This is a genomic window from Pseudomonas multiresinivorans (genome assembly GCF_012971725.1).
Classification (GTDB): domain Bacteria; phylum Pseudomonadota; class Gammaproteobacteria; order Pseudomonadales; family Pseudomonadaceae; genus Pseudomonas; species Pseudomonas multiresinivorans.
This window is the reverse complement of sequence record NZ_CP048833.1, coordinates 2,514,487-2,533,905: the sequence shown is the minus strand read 5'-3', so window position 1 is coordinate 2,533,905 and position 19,419 is coordinate 2,514,487. Positions and strand designations below refer to the sequence as shown.

The following is a 19,419-nucleotide window of genomic DNA, read 5'->3' as shown; positions in this document are numbered from 1 at the left end:
AGAAAAGGCCGACAGATGAGTGCTCCCAGTGCAAAAGGCACCAATGGCGATCTGGTGCAGGGCTTCAAGCCCCGCCACGTGACCATGCTTTCCATCGCGGGAATCATCGGCGCAGGGTTGTTCGTCGGCTCCGGCCACGCGATCGCCGCGGCCGGCCCTTCCGCCATCGTCGCCTATGCACTCTCCGGGTTGCTGGTGGTGCTGGTGATGCGCATGCTCGGCGAGATGGCCGTGGCCAGCCCCGACACGGGTTCCTTCTCCGCCTATGCCGACCAGGCCATCGGCCGCTGGGCCGGGTTCACCATCGGCTGGCTGTACTGGTGGTTCTGGGTGCTGGTCATCCCCATCGAGGCCATCGCCGCCGGGGTCATCCTCAACAACTGGTTCCCGCAGGTCGAGACCTGGGTCTTCGCCCTGTCGATGACCCTGCTGCTCACCGTCACCAACCTGTTCAGCGTCGCCAAGTACGGCGAGTTCGAATTCTGGTTCGCCATGCTCAAGGTGGTCGCCATCGTCGCCTTCATCGGCCTCGGCGCGGCAGCGCTGTTCGGCCTGCTGCCGGGGCGCGAGGTCAGCGGCCTGCACAGGCTGATGGGCGAGCACGGCGGCTTCATGCCCAACGGCTGGACGGCGATCTTCAGCGCGCTGATCACCACCCTGTTCAGCTTCATCGGCACCGAGGCGGTGACCATCGCCGCCGCCGAATCCAGCGACCCCAGCCGCAACATCGCCAAGGCCACGCGCTCGGTGATCTGGCGCATCAGCGTGTTCTACCTGCTGTCGATCCTGGTGATCATCTCGGTGGTGCCGTGGGACGACCCACGCCTGGTGGAGATCGGTTCCTACCAGCGCACCCTGGAGCTCCTGCACATCCCCAACGCGCAGTTGCTGATGGACCTGGTGGTGCTGGTCGCCGTGGCCAGTTGCCTGAACTCCTCGGTGTATATCGCCTCGCGGATGATCTATTCGCTGAGCCGCCGCAACGACGCCCCGGCCTTCATCCAGCGCACCTCGGCGGCGGGCGTGCCGCGTGCGGCGGTGATCGCCAGCACACTGATCGGCATGTTCACCACCCTGCTCAACTTCTTTGCGCCAGGGCGGCTGTTCGAGTTCCTGCTCGCCAGCTCCGGCTCCATCGCCCTGCTCGTCTACCTGGCCATCGCCGTGTCGCAGCTGCGCATGCGCGGCATCCTGCGCCGGCGCAACCACGAGCTGGTGTTTCGCATGTGGCTGTTCCCCTGGCTGACCTGGCTGGTGATCGGGATCATCAGCTTCATCCTCACGGTGATGTTCATCATGCCGTCGCACCGCGTGGAAGTGAGTTCGACCCTGGCCCTGACGGTGATCATCGTCCTGCTCAGCCAGACCGGCCGGCGCACGTCGCCCCACACCCAGCGAACCATCGGCCGGCGCGCCGTGCGTAGCTGAACGCTCCGCCACACAACGAGACGAGGTGCCTATTGGTCGAACGCCGCCAGTTCAGTGGTGCCATGCAGGGGCGCAACCTGCGCTACCTCGACGATGATTCCCGGGAGCCCGGCCGGCTCGCGCGGGTGGGCTTCCTGCTGCTGGAGCACTTCTCCCTGCCGGCCTTCACCCAGGCGCTGGATACCCTGGTCACCGCCAACCTCATCCGCGCACAGACCTTCGCCACGCAGACCTTCAGCCTCGACGGCGAGTCGGTCACCAGCGACCTGGGCCTGGTGATCTGTCCCGGCGAGACGCTGACCTCAGCGCAACTCGCCGAGCTCGACCTGCTGGTGGTCTGCGGCGGCCTGCGCACCCCGCTGCGCGCAATCCCCGAACTGACGCGCCTGCTGCAGATCGCCGCCGACCGCGGCATCGCCCTCGCCGGCCTGTGGAACGGCGCCTGGTTCCTTGGCCAGGCCGGCCTGCTGGACGGCTACCGTTGCGCCATCCACCCGGAGAACCGCGCGGCGCTGGCGGAGATCGCCCGGCACAGCGAGGTCACCAGCGAGAGCTACCAGGCCGACCGCGACCGCCTCACCGCCGCCAGCCCCACCGGCGCCTTCAACCTCGTGCTGGAGTGGATCAACGCGCGCCACGGCCGTGAACTGGTGGACGCCATCGTCGACATCCTGGCCTTCGAGGAGTCGCGCTTCCGCCGCACCCGCCCGGCGCTGCACGAAAAGCTCAGCGAGCCGCTGCGCGAAGCGATCAACCTGATGAGCGCGAACATCGAGGAACCGCTTAGCCAGGACCAGCTGTCGAACTACGTCGGGCGCTCCAAGCGGCAGATCGAGCGGCTGTTCCAGGAACAATTGGGCACCACGCCGGTGCGCTACTACCTGGAACTGCGCATCACCGAAAGCCGCCGCCTGCTGCAGCATTCCAGCCTGCCGATGTACGAGGTGGGGCTGGCCTGCGGCTTCGTCTCGCCCAGCCATTTCAGCAAGTGCTACACATCCTTCTACGGCTACTCACCGTCCAGGGAAGCGCGCTTCGGTTGCGTGAAGGCGCAACGCACATCCGAGCGCACCCTGTAGGAGCAACTGTCTTCTCTTGAGAGTCCGTGCCTGCGCTCCCCCTCACCCCAACCCTCTCCCGGAGGGAGAGGGGGTAGCCCGTGCCGGCTGACGCCGAGGTTTCACCCTGTACCAAACAGTCCCTCTCCCGCTTGCGGGAGAGGGTTAGGGTGAGGGGCCTTTCTCTTGTAGGAGCGGACTCTGTCCGCGATGGCTTCCCGGCTGCCGCGCCAGGCCGGCAGAGGTTCGCGAGCAAGCTCGCTCCTACAAGGAACAGGACCGCCACACCCTGTGGGGACCGAGGGGGACGCCTAGTTGTGTAAACCCAGTAGGTTGTTCAGTGGAATGCGGCTGATGGGTGGGCAGTAATGCAGACTGGAGTGAGGCCTGTGCCAGTTGTATTGGTGTAGCCAGAGGGCCAGATGCTGGGCGCGCTGCTCAGAGCTCTCGTAGCTACGGGCGTAGGCCCACTCCCGCAAGCTGGTTTGAATGAAGCGCTCAGCTTTGCCATTGGTACGTGGGGTGTAGGGTCTGGTGCGGATATGTCGTAAGCCCAGACGCCGGCATAGGCGGCGGAATAGACCTGATCGGTAGCAGGCACCGTTGTCAGTCATGACCCGAGTAAATCGAATCTTCAGCGAGCGGTAGTAGCGCAAAGCCTGGAGCAGAGCGCGACAGGCACTTCCACCTCGTTCATCAGCATGCAGGCTGGAGAAGGCGATGCGCGAGGCATCGTCGATGGCGACATGGACAAACTCCCAGCCCGCTCCGTCAGAGCCCATCAGCCGGGTTCCCGTAACTCGATGTCCCGGTCTCCAAAAGCGTGCGAGCTTCTTGATATCCAGATGCAGTAGATCACCTGGTTGAGCGTACTGATAACGCCTGATCGGCGGAGCGGGCTCCAACTCGGGGAGCCGATTGAGTCCGAGTCGTTTGAGGTGGCGAGCGATGGTACTGACTGCCAGCCCTAACTCGTTGGCAATTTGCCGATAGGTTTGACGGGCGCTGCGCCGCTCAATCAGCCTTTCGAGCCGGGACTCGGGTGTGGCATGGGGGCAGGCGTGAGGGCGCGAAGTGCGATCCATCATGCCGGCCTCTCCCTCTTCGCGGTAACGCCGAAGCCATTTGTAGGCCGTACGTACGCTGACACCGGCCGCCTGCGCTGCCTCTTCAGCACGTAATCCCTGAAGCATGCGCTGGACTAAAAGGGCTCGACCGCGCGGTGTAAGACGGGCATGTTTATGCAGGTTCATTCGGGGCTCCTGGAAGGATTGGTTGGTCGCACTTCCAGTTTTCCGGGTAAGCCCCGGATGAACAACCTACCGAGAGATCACACCTAGTCCTTGCTCGCGAACATGGCCCATCAACACAGCAGACCATCGAACACGTCGCACCCAGCGCTTCTGGCAATAAAAAACCGCGCCCTGGGGCGCGGTTTTTCATCCTGCTGGCAGCAACCGACCGATCAGCTCAGCGGCGGCGTGCTCGGCGGCACCAGGCGCTTGGAGCCGGTGGCCTCGAAGGCCGCGGCGAAGGTCAGCAGCGCCGAGTCGTCATAGGCGCGGCCGGCGAAGGTCAGGCCCACCGGCATGCCGATGTCGGCCATCACGCCCATCGGCACGGTGACGGTCGGCACGCCCAGGTGACGGATCGCCAGGTTGCCGTTGGCCACCCAGATGCCGTTGCTCCAGGCGATGTCGGCCGATTCCGGGTTCACGTCGGCGTCCGCCGGGCCGACGTCGGCCACGGTGGGGAACAGCACGGCGTCCAGCTTCAGCTCGTCCATCCAGTCTTCCAGGTCGAGCTTGCGGGTCTTCTCCAGGCCGCGCAGGCCGTCCGGCAGGGTTTCGATCTGGTCCCAGGTCTTCAGGCCGCGCTTGGCCATGTTGACGTACTCGTCCATACCGGCGACCAGGTCGTCCTCGCGGTTCGGCAGAGTGCCCGGGTCATGGGGGAAGATCTTCGGCCCGTCGACGTCAGCCAGCTTGTTCAGCTTGGGATCGCCGTTGGCGCGGAGGAAGTCGTCGAAGCCCCAGCCGGACAGTTCCCACAGTTCGTCATGCAGGAACTGCTCGGAGACGAAGCCGCGGTTGTACACGGTCGGCGCGCCAGGGCGGTCGCCCTCGCAGTTGGAAACCAGCGGGAAGTCCACTTCGACGACTTCGGCGCCGGCGGCTTCCAGGGCCTTGCGGGCCTGTTCCCAGAGGTCGATGACCGAGGCGCGGGTGTTGATGCGCTGGCCGGTCGGGCCGCCGATGCCGGGCTTCTCGCTGGTGCCGGCCAGTTCGTCCTTGTTGATGAACATGCGCGGTACGCCCAGGCGCTTGCCCTTGAGGGCTTCCGGGCCGGCGGCGAGGTCCAGGTAGGAAGCCGGGCGCACTTCGCTGACGGCGGGGATCGGCACCCACGGCTGCAGGCGCCACAGGTCACCGCGCTTGTCGGCGTCTTCGGCGACGACCACGTCGAGCACTTCCAGCAGGTCGGCCATGGTGCGGGCGTAGGGCACCACCACGTCCATGGTCGGGGTCAGCGGCCAGTTGCCACGCACCGAGATCACGCCACGGGACGGGGTGTAGGCGCACAGGCCGTTGTTCGAGGCCGGGCCGCGGCCGCTGGACCAGGTTTCTTCCGCCAGGCCGAAGGCCGAGAAGCTCGCGGCGGTCGCAGTGCCGGCACCGTTGGAGGAGCCGGAGGCGAAGGGCGCGGTGAGGAACTTGCGGTTGTACGGGCTTTCAGCACGGCCGTAGACGCCGCGCTGCATGCCACCGTTGGCCATGGGCGGCATGTTGGTCTTGCCCAGGCAGATGGCGCCGCCGGCGCGCAGGCGCTCGACGGTGAAGGCGTCGCGGTAGGCGATCAGGTCCTTGAAGGCCGGGCTGCCGGAAGCGGCGGTCAGGCCTTTCACCAGGTAGCTGTCCTTGGCGGTGTACGGAATGCCGTCCAGCGGGCCGAGGGTCTCGCCACGGGCGCGGCGGGCGTCGGAGGCTTCGGCTTCCTTCAGGGCCTCGGTGTTGCGCACGACCACGGCGTTGAGCTTGGTCGGGCCATCGTAGGCGTCAATGCGAGCGAGGTAGGCCTTGACCAGTTCGACCGCGGTGGTGCGGCCCGACTCGAGGGCTTCACGCAGCTGCGCAATGGAAACTTCGGTTACCTCGATCATGCTTTCACCGTCGGCTGAAGGTTGGTGGGAAGGGGCAGGTCTGCGTCGCGAAGGACCCAGACGGCGCAAGTCGGAAAATGCGTGTTCATCTCGATTCTCTTGTACTTCTGTTACGCGACGGGAGTGAGTTTACCGTCGGCCGGCGGCGTCGTTCAGCGCCCGGCGGACAAACCGGATGCGCATCCTGGGCAAGGCAGGGCGAATACAGCCGCCAGGGCGCACACACTGGCATGTCCGATCAGAATACACAACACGCGTAAATTAAAAAAAACGCCCACCGAGCGCGGACTCGGCGGGCGAGATACGGGTGCCGGGGGAAGCACCCTTGGAGAGTGAATCAGCGAAAGCCCGAAGGCAGACGCTGGCGCAGGCTACTCGCCGCCTGCCGGCGCTGGGCGGGTCGCTGGGGGGAGCGATCCGCTCGAAGACGTATCAACCTCTACAGATCATCAACCGTGCTGCGAGCACTGGTAGGCGGCATCCAGCAGCTCGCCCTTGTCCTGCCAGGCGCTGCGCTGGTAGGCACTGAAGTGGTTGCCACCGGCGATAGGAGTCACCTGGACGATGCCGCTGGCCTGCAACGGATCGGCGCTGCCGGTGAGCAGTTGGCGGGTAGTGCCGCTGTCGCTGACGAAAGTGGCAGTGCCGGGAGTCAGCCTGCCGTCGACGCAGTTGAGGTAGGCGCTGCTGTCCTGGGCAGTCATGCCGCCGAGGCTGTCCCAGCTCAGCTGGCTTTCGGAGGTCGCCGCGCAGCCGGTCAGGCTGGCCGCCGCCAGCAGTAGCGAACCAAGGGCGATACGGGCAGCCGGGCGATTGGCGATGGGGCGCTGGGTGTTCATCGATTCTGTCCCTTGCTCGGTTCATCGATCTCGTGGGGCAGATAGTCAGCCGCGCCCGGCCCGCGCACCACTCGATTGCATCGATAGTGAAGCTCGACGGCATTGATGGTTGCGCACCGCTGCGCAGGAAGTTCGAACCCTCCCCGCCATGGCCGGTCGCAAATCATGAAGCCCCGCCTTTCCAACCCCGGAGGACACACCATGAGCTACGACTGGGACCTGATCGAACGCCTGCTGCTGCGCGCCCAGGAATGCGCCGACCAACCCTACAAGGCTCGCGAATGCGGCGAGGAAGTGGCCGAGCAGCACCGGCTGCAGGGCGAGCCGGTGGAAGGCAGCACGGATCATCTGAAGAAGGTCGCCGGTGACCTGGAGGGCGATCTCTTCGCCAACGGCTATATCCAGGAGCGCCCGCGCGAACACGGCGGCACCGGCAACAACTTCGAGCTTACCGAGCGCGGCACCGAGCTGCTCACGCTGATCAGCCGCAGCTTCCCGGACCATCTGGTATTCCGCCAGCTGCTCGACGAGCAGGGCGAGGCGGCACTGCTGCCGGAATCCTTCGACCGGCTGGCCGAGCGCGCCACCCGCGACCGGGTGAACGATCGGCCGGAGCGCTGAAGGCTCAGGCAGCTGGCAGTTCCATGACCATCTCGTGCCACGCCATGCCGCCGTGGTCGGACGCCGACGGCTTGACGTAGCGATAGCCGAAGCGCTCGTAGAGCGGCACGTGGCGGTCCTTGCACATCAGGTGGATGGTGCGCTTGCCCAGGCCGGCCATGCGTTCGACGAAGGTGCGCATCAGCAGCGACGCATAGCCTTTGCCCTGCTGCGCCGGGTCGATCACCACCGACATGACCACCACGTTGGGCGCCGCCGGATCGTGGCCGATGAGCTCCTTGAACTCCTCGTCGGACATCACCACGTCGAACGCGCAGCCGCTGTTGATGAAGCCGATGATCTCGCCTTCCAGCTCCATGATCAGGAAGCCTTCGGGATACTGGGCGATGCGCGTGGCTATCTTCTCGTGCGTCGCCGCCTCGTCGCCTTCATAGGCGGTGGTTTCGATCGCGAAGCAACGGTCGGTGTCGGCGGGAACGGCGGTGCGGAAGGTCGGCGCGGTCATGGGGGAAATCCTGGCAGGGCAAAACAGGATGGCATGGTAAAGAAACCCGGCCGCCCCGTCTCGCCGCCCTGCCCTGCGGCCGGCTTCAGTCCCGTGGCAGGCGCGCGATCACCTTGATCTCGAAATCGAAGCCGTAGAGCCAGGTCACGCCCACCGCCGTCACCGTCGGATAGGGTGCCGCGCCCCAATAGTCGGCGGCGACCTGCCAGGCGCGCTCGAAATTCGCCTGGGGGTCGACCAGGAAGATCGTCACGTCCATCACGTCATCGAAGCTGCAACCGGCGGCGTCGAGGACCGCGTTGAGGTTTGCGAAGGCGCGCCGCACCTGGGCATCCAGCCCGACCTCGGGCGAACCGTCCTCGCGGCTGCCAACCTGGCCTGAGACGAACAGCAGGCCGTTGCTGCGGATCGCCGGGGAATAGCGGTTGCGTTCATAAAGATCCTGGCGGCCGGAAGGGAAAACCACGTCACGTGTACTCATCTGCTTGCTCCAGCGAGGGGCGCGATGGCCCCGGTTCAAAGATGGAGGCAGGTTACGGCGCGCGGGGGCAGCGATAATCGGGCAACACTGGTCAGCATTGTTTGTAGAATCCAAACAATCAGCCCTTCTCAGCGCCCTCCTTCCTGAGCCAGCCGGAGCCGCCATGGACCGTTTCGATGCGATGCAAGCCTTCGCCCGCGTGGTGGAAACCGGCAGCTTCACCAAGGCCGCCGACACCCTGCACATGAGCCGCACCAGCGTGACCCAGCTGATCCAGCAGTTGGAGGCGCGCCTGCGTGTGCGACTGCTCAACCGCACCACGCGCAAGCTCAATCTCACCGCCGACGGCGCTGCGTACTACGAGCGCGTGGTGCGCCTGCTGGCGGACATGGACGACGCCGAGACCAGCCTCTCCAGCGCCGCCGCCCTGCCCCGCGGGCGGCTAAGGGTGGACGTACCCAGCCCGCTGGCGCGTATCCTGCTGATCCCCGCGCTGCCGGGCTTCCACGCTCGCTACCCGGACATCCAGATCGACCTGGGCGTCAGCGACCGCATGGTCGACCTCATCGATGAGAAGGTGGATTGCGTGGTGCGCGGTGGCGAACTCACCGACCAGTCGCTGATGGCCCGGCGCGTCGGCGACCTGCAGTTGGGGGTCTTCGCCGCGCCTTCCTACCTGCAGCGCGCCGGAGTGCCGGAGCACCCGCGTGACCTGGAGAACAGCCAGCAGCGCATCGTCGGTTACCTCTGGGCGCGCACCGGCAAGCCGTTGTCGTACGCGCTGCACAAGGCGGGAGAGACCGTGCAGGTCCAGGGGCGGCCGGTGCTGACCGTGGACGACGGCAACGCCTACCTCGCCGCCGGTATCGCCGGCATGGGTGTGCTCTGGCTGCCGCGCTACATGGCCGACGAGGCCGTGGCGCGCGGCGAACTGGTGGAGCTGTTCGCCGGCTGGACGATGGAAACGATGCCGCTCTTCGTGGCTTTCCCGCCCAACCGCCACGTCAGCGCGAAGCTGAGGGTGTTCATCGACTGGATCGTCGAGCTGATGGCGCGGCACGCGCCGGTGGTCCAGCCCCAGCTCTAGACAGCGCAGCTTCAACCCAGGCGCATGGACAATTCCACGTCATCGGCAAACGGAATCGACAGGTAGCGCCCGCCCGGCAGGCGCACCTCCGCCAGGTACTCGGGGCAGTAATCGGCATTGTCGGCGATGACCAGCGCACCGGGGCGCAGGCGGCTCTCCACCCGCGCGAGGATTTCCGGGTAGAGCGCCTTGGCGCCGTCGAGAAGCAGCAGGTCGATGCTTTCGGGCAGATCGCGGGCCAGGGTCTGCAGTGCATCGCCCTCGCGGATTTCCACCAGGTCGGCCACGCCACCGGCGACCAGGTTGGCCTGGGCGCGTGCCACTTTCGAAGGCTCGAACTCACTGGTGATCAGGCGGCCGCCGCCGTTGTCGCGCAAGGCCGCCGCCAGGTGCAGCGTGGAGATACCGTAGGAAGTGCCGAATTCGACGATGTGCCTGGCGCCGATGCTGCGCGCCAGCATGTACAGCAGCGCACCGGTTTCCCGCGAGACGGGCAGCGGCTGGTCCCTGAGCTGGCCGTAGAGCTCCCGGTACTCGGTCTTGCTCTGCATCAGGCGCGTCAGCGCAGCCTGGTCGAGATTGGCGAAGGCCGGGCTGGACTGGGGAGATGCCGCATCAGCTTCCTCGAAGAGGCGTTGCAGCAGGGGCGCCACGGGGGCAGAAGTGAGGGTCGTCATGGTGGTCTCCGGATAGAGGATTGAGTGCGAAAAAGCGCCCGACTAGAATGCGACGAATTCGTCATATTCCACTATTCGCATTGCCGGAGAGCCCCATGCCCGAACGCCGCAGCCCGCGTATTTCCACGCGCAAGGAGCCGAAACAGGCGCGCTCCAACGACCTGGTGACGGCCATTCTGGATGCCGCTGTTCAGGTTCTGGAGAAGGAAGGCGCCTCGCGTTTCACCACCGCGCGGGTGGCCGAGCGCGCCGGGGTCAGCGTCGGCTCGCTGTACCAGTACTTCCCGAACAAGGCGGCGATCCTGTTCCGCCTGCAGAGCGACGAGTGGCGGCAAACCACGGAGATGTTGCGCGGCCTGCTGGCGGATGAAACGCAGGAGCCATTGCAGCGCCTGCGCAACCTCGTCCATGCCTTCATCCGCTCCGAGTGCGAGGAGGCGCGCATGCGTATCGCCCTGAGCGATGCTGCTCCGCTCTACCGCGATGCGCCGGAGGCCCGGGAAGCCAAGGCCGCCGGCGAGGGGATTTTCCAGGCGTTCATCGCCGAAGCCCTCCCGCTCGCTCCCGAAGCACAACGCACGCTGGCTTGCGAGTTGATCACCACGACACTTGGCTCGGTGGGCAAGCAGTTCTCGGAAAGCCCGCGCAGCGCCGAGCAGATCGATGCATTCAGCGACGCGATGGCGGATATGTTCTGCGCCTACCTGAAGAGCCTCATGCAGTAGAGGCTTACCCCCGGCACTCCACCAACTGCGCCTCGGCCTTGGCGCCCGGCATCATCTCCTGCAACCCGACGATCAGTAGGTCGCCCGCCTCGCGCAGGGCTTCCAGCGGCATTTCCGGCAGGCTTTCGAGGATGAACCACATTTGCTGCGCCTCGGCGTCCAGGCGGGTGCGCACGCCCTGCCGCCAGTTCCAGCGGCGACAGGTGACACCGAGGTCGTCACGCCAGACAACTTCGCCGGCGTCGGGCGATTCGTGGGCCGGCGCGCCGTCCTTCATCGTGTCGAAGAGTTCATTGCCGTCGGCGATCACCAGGCGCGGGGTTCCGGCGTAGGCGGCGAGGTTCTCCCCACCCACCGGAATCGCGAACTGCACGCTGATGGCGTTGTACAGGTCCACCACCGGATCGATCACCGGCAGGCTGCCGTCACGCAATACGCGCTTGCGCAGCGCCTCCGCCGAGCAGGGCGTGCGCTGGGGTTTGGCGCCAAAGCGGCGGAACACTTCGGCCCACGCCGCCAGGTGCGCCTCGGCCCAGGCCGGCTCGCCCGCCAGGAGCGCCGCGCAGGCTCGCTGCAGGGCTTGTTCGGCCACCGCCGGATGGCGGATGGGCGCGGCCTCGACCGTGATGCTCAGGGCCCGAAAGCCGGGGGCGATGGAAGCGATGGCGGGGTCAATGCGAGGCGTGACGGGATGCATGGCGAAATCCTTGGTGTACAGCGGATGCGGACGATCGAATTGCCCACCTCAGCGGCGAACGAAGTTGCGCTTGTTGTAGTCGCCCCAGGCAACAGACAGGGTTTTCAGCACGCACAGCAAAGTGGTCCATCTGGACGTCATTGGAATAGCTCCGGTAACGGGGGAATGGGGCGCGAAAAGCGCGCCCGACCAGCGCAGTTCTACCGGCATGGCGTACTCGCTGCCATGAAATCCCCGAATGAAGGATTAGCCCTGCTTATAGGAAATAACGCAAATCGACTTTGCTGATACCGCAAAACCGTCAGGCTTTAGCTGATCTGAACTGTCGGGCCACAAAAATCGTGGATTGAAGTGCGCCCTCGCCAGCGTTGAGATGGGCTGACGGAAATACCCGCCGCCATTCCCACCCAAAACAACGACAACAGAGGTTCGCGCCCCATGCGCACATTGATCAAAGCCTTGGCCCTGGCTTCCACCACCCTGCTCGGTGCTCCGTTCGCCGCAACCGCCGCCGAGGCGCCCAAGGCCGGAGCACCCAAGGCCGATACCCTCAAGGTAGAGAAAGCGGCCTTCGTGGTACACAAGCTGACGGACTTCCTCTATGCCATCGGCGAGCCGAACTACTACCAGAAGAACTATTCGTACCTACTGGTGGGTTCGGACCACGCGCTGATGTTCGATTCCGGCGCGAACCAGAAGGAAGACATCACCCAGGTCGCCCGCCAGATCACCGACAAGCCGCTCTCGGTGCTGCCCTCGCACTTGCACTTCGACCATCTGGGCGGTCTGCACAACTTCCAGAGCATCTACCTGGTGGATACCCCCTTCACCGCGAAATTCCGCCGCGCCGACGGCCTCTACCAGGTTCCCGAGCCGGTCTACCTGGGCAACATCGACCACATGACGCTGGCGCCCTTCAAGGTCTCGCGGCTGGTGAAGCCCGATGAAGTGATCGACCTGGGCGGCCTCAAGCTGCGACTGCTGAGCATGCCCGGCCACACGCCGGACGAAGTCGCGCTGTTTGATGAGGCGCACAACATCCTGCTCTCCGGCGATCACCTGTATCCGTCGTGGCTGCTGGCGGGGAACCTGAAGGATTACGTCGCCTCGCTGGACGCCACCCTGAAGGTGATCAACCCGCAGACCACCCTCTACGGCGCCCACGCCGACGAGGACCCGAGCAAGGTGCCGGCCATGACCTACGCCGACGTCGTCGCGGTCCGCGACAAGATGCAGCAGATCCAGGCCGGCCGCGCCAAGGGCGAAGCCTTCAGCGACCCGGAACTGATCAGGAGCTCGGAGCTGTACAAGGTGGAGAAGGACATCAGCATCCTGACCGACATCCAGTTCACGGATGGGCGGGGGTATGGATACTGAGCACGAGATCCAGAGCCCCTCACCCTAACCCTCTCCCGCACGCGGGAGAGGGGACCGTTCGGTGCAGGATGAAACTGCGGCGTCAACCGGCACAGTCTGCCCCTCTCCCTGCGGGAGAGGGCTGGGGTGAGGGGAAAGAGCAGGCACCGAGCCATCGGGATGGCTACAGGGACTGTCCTCGGAGAGTCACTCCCCCACCGACAGCAACCACTCGATGAACGCCCGGACCTCCGGGCGTTCCCGCTTCGCCTCGGGGCAGACCACGTAGTAGTTGTGCACTGCCGCCACCGAGATCGGCAGCGGGCGCACCAGCCGGCCTTCGTCCAGGTCGCGCTGTGAAACCGTCTCGTCGCTGAGCGCCACGCCGAAGCCATCGCGCGCCGCCTGCAGGACCATGCCGAAATCCTCGAAATGGATGTCCTCGGCGCCTCCCCGACTGTGGCCAGCCTCGGCCAGCCATTGCTGCCACTGGCTGCCATCGTCCTCGTGGAGCAGCCGGTGCCGCGCCAGGTCGGCGGCCTCGACGATGGCCAGCGGCCCGCGCAGGTACTGCGGACTGCACACCGGCGTCATGCGGATGCCGTGCAGCAGGCGCCACCAGACACCCGACCACGGCGGCGTGCCGTAGATCACCGCCACGTCGGCGCGGCGCCAGTCCACCTGCGGCATGCCCGGCGCGGTAATCACGCTCACCCGCACCGAGTTCGACTCCTCCATGAAGCGCAACAACGGCCGGGTCAGCCACTCCACGCCTTCGGCCGGGGGGATCGACAGGCAGATATCCACCCGTTCCTCGTCCGGGCGCCCTCCTGCCTGCAACGCCAGGACCGCCCCACCGATCTCGTCCATCGCACTGGCCACGCTCTTCTGCAGCGCCCGCCCACTGGCAGTCAGCACCAACTGGCGGCCGCGCTTCTCGAACAGCTCCACGCCCAGGCCGGCCTGCAGCGCCTTGACCTGCTGGCTGACCGCGCCGGTGGTGACGTGCAGTTCGACGGCAGCCGCCGCTAGGCTGCCCAGGCGGGCCACGCTTTCGAACACCCTGAAACTGTGCAGTGGCGGGAGGGCCATCTTCTGAAGCAGTCCTGCGCAAATCGTGACGGACGGTTATAGCAGGAGCGGCCTTCACAGGGGAACGCAACGCCCTCGAAGCACCCCTGGCCCACAAATTGCGAAGTCCTGTGCCCAGGTGGTCGCAAAGAACCTTTCGGCGCTTTGCATGCAGCCAACTGGTGCTTTTGGATTCAGAAATGCACACATTTTGGGCAAAGCATCCCGAGTCAGGATTTCATGCATAACGCTGATTGCAGAGCCATCTCAACGGAAAAACCACTTAACCGCCCGGTCAGATTCCGGACCATAGGACGCGAAAATGTATACAAACCAGTGGATATTTCCCACGAACTTTGTCTACAGTGGCCGCACAACAAAAACAAGCGAGTCCTCAGCCATGAATGATCGTTCAGCTGTAGCGTCCGCCGGAGCACGCCCGGAAGACGAGAACCTCGGAATCGGCGCCAACCTGGCGTACGGCCTGCAACACGTTCTGACCATGTACGGCGGCATCGTCGCCGTGCCCCTGATCCTCGGCCAGGCGGCCGGGCTCTCCCCCAGCGAAATCGGCCTGCTGATCGCCGCCTCGCTGTTCGCCGGTGGCCTCGCCACCCTGCTGCAGACCCTCGGCATCCCCTTCTTCGGCTCACAGATGCCGCTGGTGCAAGGCGTTTCCTTCGCCGGCGTCGCCACCATGATCGCCATCCTCGGTGGCGGCTATGAAGGCGGCGGCATGCCCGCCGTGCTCGGTGCGGTGATGGCAGCCTCGTTCATCGGCTTCCTGATCACGCCGATCTTCTCGCGTATCACCAAGTTCTTCCCGCCGATGGTCACCGGCATCGTCATCACCACCATCGGCCTGACGCTGATGCCGGTGGCGGCGCGCTGGGCCATGGGCGGCAACCCCAAGGCACCGGACTTCGGCAGCATGGCCAACATCGGCCTGGCCGCGCTCACCCTGGTGATCGTCCTGCTGCTGAGCAAGCTGGGCAGCGCCTCCATCTCGCGCCTGTCGATCCTGCTGGCCATGGTGATCGGCACCGTGATCGCCGCCGCCCTGGGCATGACCGACTTCTCCCGCGTGGCCGAAGGCCCGATGGTGGCCTTCCCGTCGATCTTCCACTTCGGCCTGCCGACCTTCCACATCGCCGCCATCATCTCGATGCTGATCGTGATCATGGTGACCCTGGTGGAGACCTCGGCGGACATCCTCGCCGTCGGTGAGATCATCGGCACCAAGGTAGACTCCAAGCGCCTGGGCAACGGCCTGCGCGCAGACATGGCCTCCAGCATCCTGGCGCCGATCTTCGGCTCCTTCACCCAGAGCGCGTTCGCCCAGAACGTCGGCCTGGTGGCCGTGACCGGCGTCAAGAGCCGCTACGTGGTAGCCACCGGCGGCCTGATCCTGGTGACCCTCGGCCTGCTGCCGGTGATGGGCCGGGTGATCGCCGCGGTGCCCTCCTCCGTGCTCGGCGGCGCCGGGGTGGTGCTGTTCGGCACCGTGGCGGCGAGCGGTATCCGCACGCTGTCCAAGGTCGACTACCGCAACAACATGAACCTGATCATCGTCGCCACCTCCATCGGCTTCGGCATGATCCCGATCGCCGCGCCGAGCTTCTACGAGCACTTCCCCAGCTGGTTCGCCACCATCTTCCACTCGGGCATCAGCTCGGCGGCGATCATGGCCATCGGCCTCAACCTGCTGTTCAACCACTTCAAGACCGGCAACTCGGACCAGCAGTCGGTGTTCGTCGCCGCCGAGGAACGCACCCTGCGCTACCGCGACATCGCTGCGCTGAACGAAGGCGACTACTTCCAGAACGGCAAGCTGTTTGATGCCGAAGGCAATGAAGTACCGGTAATCGTCGACGATCACGACCACGACGAACACCACGCGCCAGCGACCAGACCGCTCAAGCGCGAGACGGTGAACAGCAGCGCGTGACCCGGTTCTGCCCATGAAAAAGGCCCCATTGCGGGGCCTTTTTCGTTTCCGTATCTCCTGTTTGGGATAGGAGCGAACGGTTCTACCGGCAGCACCGGCGTGACGCGGTTCGCGAGCAAGCTCGCTCCTGCAGAGGCCAAAGCCACCCGTGGCTCAGTGCAGCGCCACCGCCGAATCTTCTTCGGCCGACGCCACCACCATCGCCACCGGCCCGGCCTTCGCCGGCTCTGCTTCCGGTTCGGGTACAGGCGGTGCGCTCACCTCCAGCATCAGCGACGCCGAAGGCCCACCGCCGGGCGGCGGATTGACCACCACCACAGCCAGGCTGCCGGCAGCGGCCACATCCTCGGGCAACAGCTGGAAGGCCAGGCGCGTACTGTCGGGCAGCGACGTCTCGCGTTCCAGGCCATTCACCAGTACCCGCGCGCCACGGCTGAAGCCCTTGCCGCGCAAGGTCACGTACAGCGACTGGGCATCGAGGACCGGCGGCTGCGCCTCGGTGATGACCGCCACGGGGTTTTCCAGCTGATCCTTGCGCCGGGCATCGCCGCCGGAGTGCCGGATGCGGAACAGCCGGTCGAGCACTTCGGCGAACTTGTCGGTGCCCTGCTTGGAGGCCATCCCCACCAGACCGGACATGGCCAGCACTGCGTAGAGATTGACGCTGGCCGAGTCGCCGGCGAGGTTCACCGAAAGGAACACCGCGCGCACGATCAGGTAGAGCAGCAAGGCCAGCGCCATGCCGATGCAGGGCTTGAGCAGGTACCACCAGATCCAGCTGACCATGAAGCGGTCGTTGCCGACGAAGTCGCCGAAGGATTTCGCCACATGGACGAAACTGCCCAGCGCCCCGGCGACCATGACCATCACCAGCAGCCGCGCATCCGGCCCCGGGCACCAGCCGATCAGGCATTGCACGCCGGGGTCGCCGACTTCGCCAGCGGGTGGAAACTTCGGGTAGGACTGCGGCCACAGGTTGACCAGGGCAATTGCGAGAAGCAGCGCGAAGAGCATCAGCCCCGCGCCCATCAAAGTGATCTGCAACGCATTGGCGCGTCGCCTCTTGCTACGTGTCTCCATCATGCGCTCCGGGCAGAAGGCCAGCGGGGAAAACGCCCTGCCGCGAAGGGTGTTTCCGCCTTCGCACGACGGACAGAGAGACTCACGTTAGCGCAGCGCAAAGCCGCTGCAAGAGGCGTTGGTGATTTTTTAACCGCTGTCTCGCGGGCGTTACGTAGCGCTGGCGAAACGGCGCGCGCAAAGGCTCGATCTCAAGCCACCTCAGCCTCGGGCAGCGGCGCGTCCAGTAATCCGATAAATGCCCGCAACGCCGGTGTGTCGGTGCCGCGCCGCCAGAACAGCCAGGTGGTCGCATCGGCATGATGCGGCGCCAGGCGATGGATCGCCACGTTACGCCCGCCGGCCAGGCTCTCGAACATCGCCCGCGGGATGATCGCCACGCCACCGCCCGCTGCGATGCAGGCGAGCATGCCGTGGTAGGACTCCATCTCGACGATCTTGCCCGGTACCACGCGGTGCTCGGCGAACCAGCCCTCCAGGCGCTTGCGGTAGGAGCAGGTATCGCGGAAGGCGAATACCGTCTCCCCCGCCACGTCCCGCGCGTCATGCACCGGCGCATGGTGCTTGGCGCTCATCAGCACCAGTTCCTCGCGGTATACCGGCTGGCCGTCCAGTTGCGGGTGGTTGGCCGGGCCATCGGCGAAGGCAGCGATGAAACGGCCGGAGAGCACCCCGTCGATCATCTCGCCCGAGGGGCCGGTGGAGAGGTCCAGCTGCACCTTCGGGCAATGCTGGTGGTAACGCGCAAGCATCTCCGGGATGCGCACCGCCGCCGTGCTCTCCATCGAGCCCAGGGAAAAGCCCCCGTGGGGCTCGGCGCCCATCGCCACCTGCCGAGCCTCCTCCACCAGATCAAGGATGCGTTCGACGTACTCCAGGAAGCTGCGCCCGGTCGGCGACAGACGCAGGCGCAGTTTCTCGCGGATGAACAGCTCGGTGCCCAGCTCCGCTTCCAGCTGCTTGATCCGCGTGGTCAGGTTCGAAGGCACGCGGTGCAGACGGGTCGCGGCAGCGGTGATGCTGCCTTCAGTAGCGACGGCGCGGACGATTTCCAGCTGGGTCAAGTCCATCATTCTCTCCGAGAGAAAGAGTCTTTCTTGATTATTCATTTTACATGAATGGTTCGGCATCTTAATTTCTGCCCCATTCCGGAGCCAGTGCGCCCGGACGAACGACCGGCCTTGCGGCCCCTCAACAGAACAAGCAGGACTCACCATGAACCAGATCGCCGCCATCCCCGCTGCCATCTCCCGCAGCCCCGCCAACGGCCAGGAACTGGCCCGCTACACCTTCGAAGACGCCGCCCAGCTGGAAACCTCGCTGGCCCGCACCGATGCCGCGTTCCGCCAATGGCGCGACACCAGCATCGCCGAACGTGTCGCCGTGCTGCGCAAGATGGCCGAAGTGCTGCGCGCCAACGTCGAGCCGATGGCCCGCATGGAAGCCCAGGAAATGGGCATGCCGGTCACCCAGGCCCGTGGCGAGATCAACAAGTGCGCCAACCTCTGCGAGTGGTACGCCGACAACGGCCCGGCCATGCTCGAAGACGAGAAGACCAGCATCGAAGGCGCGTACATCTCCTACCTGCCGCTGGGCCCCGTCCTGGCCGTGATGCCGTGGAACTTCCCCACCTGGCAGGTCATGCGTGGCGCGGTCAGCATCATCCTCGGCGGCAACACCTATGTGCTCAAGCACGCGCCGAACGTCATGGGCTGCGCCTATCAGCTGCGCGACGCCTGGCTGCAGGCCGGCCTGCCGGAAGGCGTGTTCGAGGTGCTGAACGTCGAGCCGCCGCTGGTCTCCAAGGCCATCGCCGATGACCGCATCGCCTCCATCGCCGTGACCGGCAGTGTCGGCGCAGGCGCCGCCATCGCCTCCCAGGCCGGTGCCGCGCTGAAGAAGTGCGTCCTGGAACTGGGCGGCTCCGACGCCTTCATCGTGCTCGCCGACGCCGACCTCGACGCCGCCGTGAAGGCCGCTGTCGCCAGCCGCTTCGGCAACTGCGGCCAGGTGTGCATCGCCGCCAAGCGCATGATCCTCGAAGAATCCATCGCTCCGGCCTTCACCGAGAAGCTGCTGGCTGCGGTCAAGGCGCTGAAGATCGGCGACCCGCTGGCGGACGACACCTTCGTCGGCCCGATGGCTCGCTTCGACCTGCGCGACGAACTGGATGGCCAGGTACAGCAAGCCATCGCCGACGGCGCCACCCTGCTGCTGGGCGGCCACAAGCTCGAAGGCGAAGGCAACTACTACGCGCCGACCGTGCTGGCCAACGTGCAGCCGGGCAACACCGCGTTCAAGAAGGAAATCTTCGGCCCCGTCGCCTCGCTGATCATCGCCCGCGACGCCGAGCACGCCCTGGAACTGGCCAACGACAGCGAATTCGGCCTCTCCGGCGCGATCTGGACTGCCGACAAGGCCAAGGCCCAGCACATGGCCCGTCGCCTGGTCAGCGGTGGCGTGTTCATCAACGGCTTCTCCGCATCCGACCCGCGCGTACCGATCGGCGGTGTGAAGAAGAGCGGCTTCGGTCGCGAGCTGTCGCACTTCGGCCTGCGCGAGTTCACCAACCCGCAGACCGTGTGGATCGACCGCAAGTAAGCCTTGCTCTCGTAGGAGCGGACTCTGTCCGCGATGGCCGCCAGCGCGATGCGGACCTATCGCGGACAGAGTCCGCTCCTACGTT

At 65.7% G+C, this 19,419-nt stretch carries 18 protein-coding genes; 8 read left to right on the top strand and 10 right to left on the bottom strand.

What is annotated here, in order from left to right:
* The first annotated feature begins 15 nt into the window (after positions 1 to 15).
* Both gabP and G4G71_RS11855 read left to right on the top strand, forming a co-directional pair.
* Positions 16 to 1,428: a GABA permease gene (gene gabP, locus G4G71_RS11860; protein WP_169937857.1), complete on the top strand. Its 1,413-nt coding sequence runs from the start codon at positions 16 to 18 to the stop codon at positions 1,426 to 1,428.
* Between the two features lie 62 nt (positions 1,429 to 1,490).
* Positions 1,491 to 2,507: a GlxA family transcriptional regulator gene (locus G4G71_RS11855; protein WP_169942617.1), complete on the top strand. Its 1,017-nt coding sequence runs from the start codon at positions 1,491 to 1,493 to the stop codon at positions 2,505 to 2,507.
* Positions 2,508 to 2,797: 290 nt separating this feature from the next.
* Here G4G71_RS11855 and G4G71_RS11850 read toward each other — a convergent pair whose 3' ends face one another.
* The 3 genes from G4G71_RS11850 to G4G71_RS11840 form a co-directional block, all read right to left on the bottom strand.
* Positions 2,798 to 3,739, bottom strand: coding sequence for an IS481 family transposase (locus tag G4G71_RS11850; protein ID WP_169935270.1), 942 nt, complete (start codon positions 3,737 to 3,739; stop codon positions 2,798 to 2,800).
* A 212-nt stretch (positions 3,740 to 3,951) separates the two neighbouring features.
* A complete protein-coding gene (locus G4G71_RS11845; protein WP_169937854.1) occupies positions 3,952 to 5,646 on the bottom strand; it encodes an amidase in 1,695 nt (564 codons plus the stop codon).
* Between the two features lie 449 nt (positions 5,647 to 6,095).
* Complete coding sequence (locus G4G71_RS11840; protein ID WP_169937853.1) at positions 6,096 to 6,485, bottom strand: hypothetical protein; 390 nt, start codon at positions 6,483 to 6,485, stop codon at positions 6,096 to 6,098.
* A 201-nt stretch (positions 6,486 to 6,686) separates the two neighbouring features.
* Here G4G71_RS11840 and G4G71_RS11835 point away from each other — a divergent pair, with 201 nt between their 5' ends.
* The gene (locus G4G71_RS11835) at positions 6,687 to 7,106 is read left to right on the top strand and encodes a hypothetical protein (RefSeq protein ID WP_054907879.1); all 420 of its coding nucleotides are present in this window, start codon (positions 6,687 to 6,689) and stop codon (positions 7,104 to 7,106) included.
* 4 nt (positions 7,107 to 7,110) lie between these two features.
* On the opposite strand, the gene G4G71_RS11830 is transcribed toward G4G71_RS11835, so the two are convergent.
* Both G4G71_RS11830 and G4G71_RS11825 read right to left on the bottom strand, forming a co-directional pair.
* The gene (locus G4G71_RS11830) at positions 7,111 to 7,611 is read right to left on the bottom strand and encodes a GNAT family N-acetyltransferase (protein ID WP_169937851.1); all 501 of its coding nucleotides are present in this window, start codon (positions 7,609 to 7,611) and stop codon (positions 7,111 to 7,113) included.
* Between the two features lie 85 nt (positions 7,612 to 7,696).
* On the bottom strand, positions 7,697 to 8,092 hold the full coding sequence (locus tag G4G71_RS11825) for a RidA family protein (RefSeq protein ID WP_169937849.1): 396 nt from the start codon (positions 8,090 to 8,092) through the stop codon (positions 7,697 to 7,699).
* 163 nt (positions 8,093 to 8,255) lie between these two features.
* On the opposite strand from G4G71_RS11825, the gene G4G71_RS11820 reads away from it, so the two are divergent.
* Entirely contained in the window at positions 8,256 to 9,179 is a 924-nt protein-coding gene (locus G4G71_RS11820; RefSeq protein ID WP_169937847.1) for a LysR family transcriptional regulator, read from the top strand.
* Between the two features lie 11 nt (positions 9,180 to 9,190).
* On the opposite strand, the gene G4G71_RS11815 is transcribed toward G4G71_RS11820, so the two are convergent.
* The gene (locus tag G4G71_RS11815) at positions 9,191 to 9,856 is read right to left on the bottom strand and encodes an O-methyltransferase (protein ID WP_169937845.1); all 666 of its coding nucleotides are present in this window, start codon (positions 9,854 to 9,856) and stop codon (positions 9,191 to 9,193) included.
* A gap of 95 nt (positions 9,857 to 9,951) precedes the next feature.
* On the opposite strand from G4G71_RS11815, the gene G4G71_RS11810 reads away from it, so the two are divergent.
* Entirely contained in the window at positions 9,952 to 10,581 is a 630-nt protein-coding gene (locus G4G71_RS11810) for a TetR/AcrR family transcriptional regulator (protein WP_169937843.1), read from the top strand.
* A gap of 4 nt (positions 10,582 to 10,585) precedes the next feature.
* Here the strand turns inward: G4G71_RS11810 and G4G71_RS11805 are convergent, their stop codons facing one another.
* Positions 10,586 to 11,278, bottom strand: a complete 693-nt coding sequence (locus G4G71_RS11805; RefSeq protein ID WP_169937841.1) for a B3/B4 domain-containing protein — start codon at positions 11,276 to 11,278, stop codon at positions 10,586 to 10,588.
* A gap of 438 nt (positions 11,279 to 11,716) precedes the next feature.
* Here G4G71_RS11805 and G4G71_RS11800 point away from each other — a divergent pair, with 438 nt between their 5' ends.
* Entirely contained in the window at positions 11,717 to 12,655 is a 939-nt protein-coding gene (locus tag G4G71_RS11800) for an MBL fold metallo-hydrolase (protein WP_169937839.1), read from the top strand.
* 186 nt (positions 12,656 to 12,841) lie between these two features.
* Here the strand turns inward: G4G71_RS11800 and G4G71_RS11795 are convergent, their stop codons facing one another.
* Complete coding sequence (locus G4G71_RS11795) at positions 12,842 to 13,726, bottom strand: LysR substrate-binding domain-containing protein (protein WP_169937837.1); 885 nt, start codon at positions 13,724 to 13,726, stop codon at positions 12,842 to 12,844.
* 379 nt (positions 13,727 to 14,105) lie between these two features.
* On the opposite strand from G4G71_RS11795, the gene G4G71_RS11790 reads away from it, so the two are divergent.
* On the top strand, positions 14,106 to 15,653 hold the full coding sequence (locus tag G4G71_RS11790; RefSeq protein ID WP_054907870.1) for a nucleobase:cation symporter-2 family protein: 1,548 nt from the start codon (positions 14,106 to 14,108) through the stop codon (positions 15,651 to 15,653).
* Between the two features lie 153 nt (positions 15,654 to 15,806).
* Here G4G71_RS11790 and G4G71_RS11785 read toward each other — a convergent pair whose 3' ends face one another.
* Together G4G71_RS11785 and ptrR are read right to left on the bottom strand one after the other, a co-directional pair.
* On the bottom strand, positions 15,807 to 16,733 hold the full coding sequence (locus tag G4G71_RS11785) for a hypothetical protein (RefSeq protein ID WP_169937835.1): 927 nt from the start codon (positions 16,731 to 16,733) through the stop codon (positions 15,807 to 15,809).
* 191 nt (positions 16,734 to 16,924) lie between these two features.
* Positions 16,925 to 17,803 (bottom strand): putrescine utilization regulator PtrR, encoded by an 879-nt coding sequence (gene ptrR, locus G4G71_RS11780; RefSeq protein WP_169937833.1) that lies wholly within the window; start codon positions 17,801 to 17,803, stop codon positions 16,925 to 16,927.
* Positions 17,804 to 17,948: 145 nt separating this feature from the next.
* On the opposite strand from ptrR, the gene G4G71_RS11775 reads away from it, so the two are divergent.
* A complete protein-coding gene (locus tag G4G71_RS11775) occupies positions 17,949 to 19,334 on the top strand; it encodes an NAD-dependent succinate-semialdehyde dehydrogenase (RefSeq protein WP_169937831.1) in 1,386 nt (461 codons plus the stop codon).
* Positions 19,335 to 19,419 lie beyond the last annotated feature (85 nt).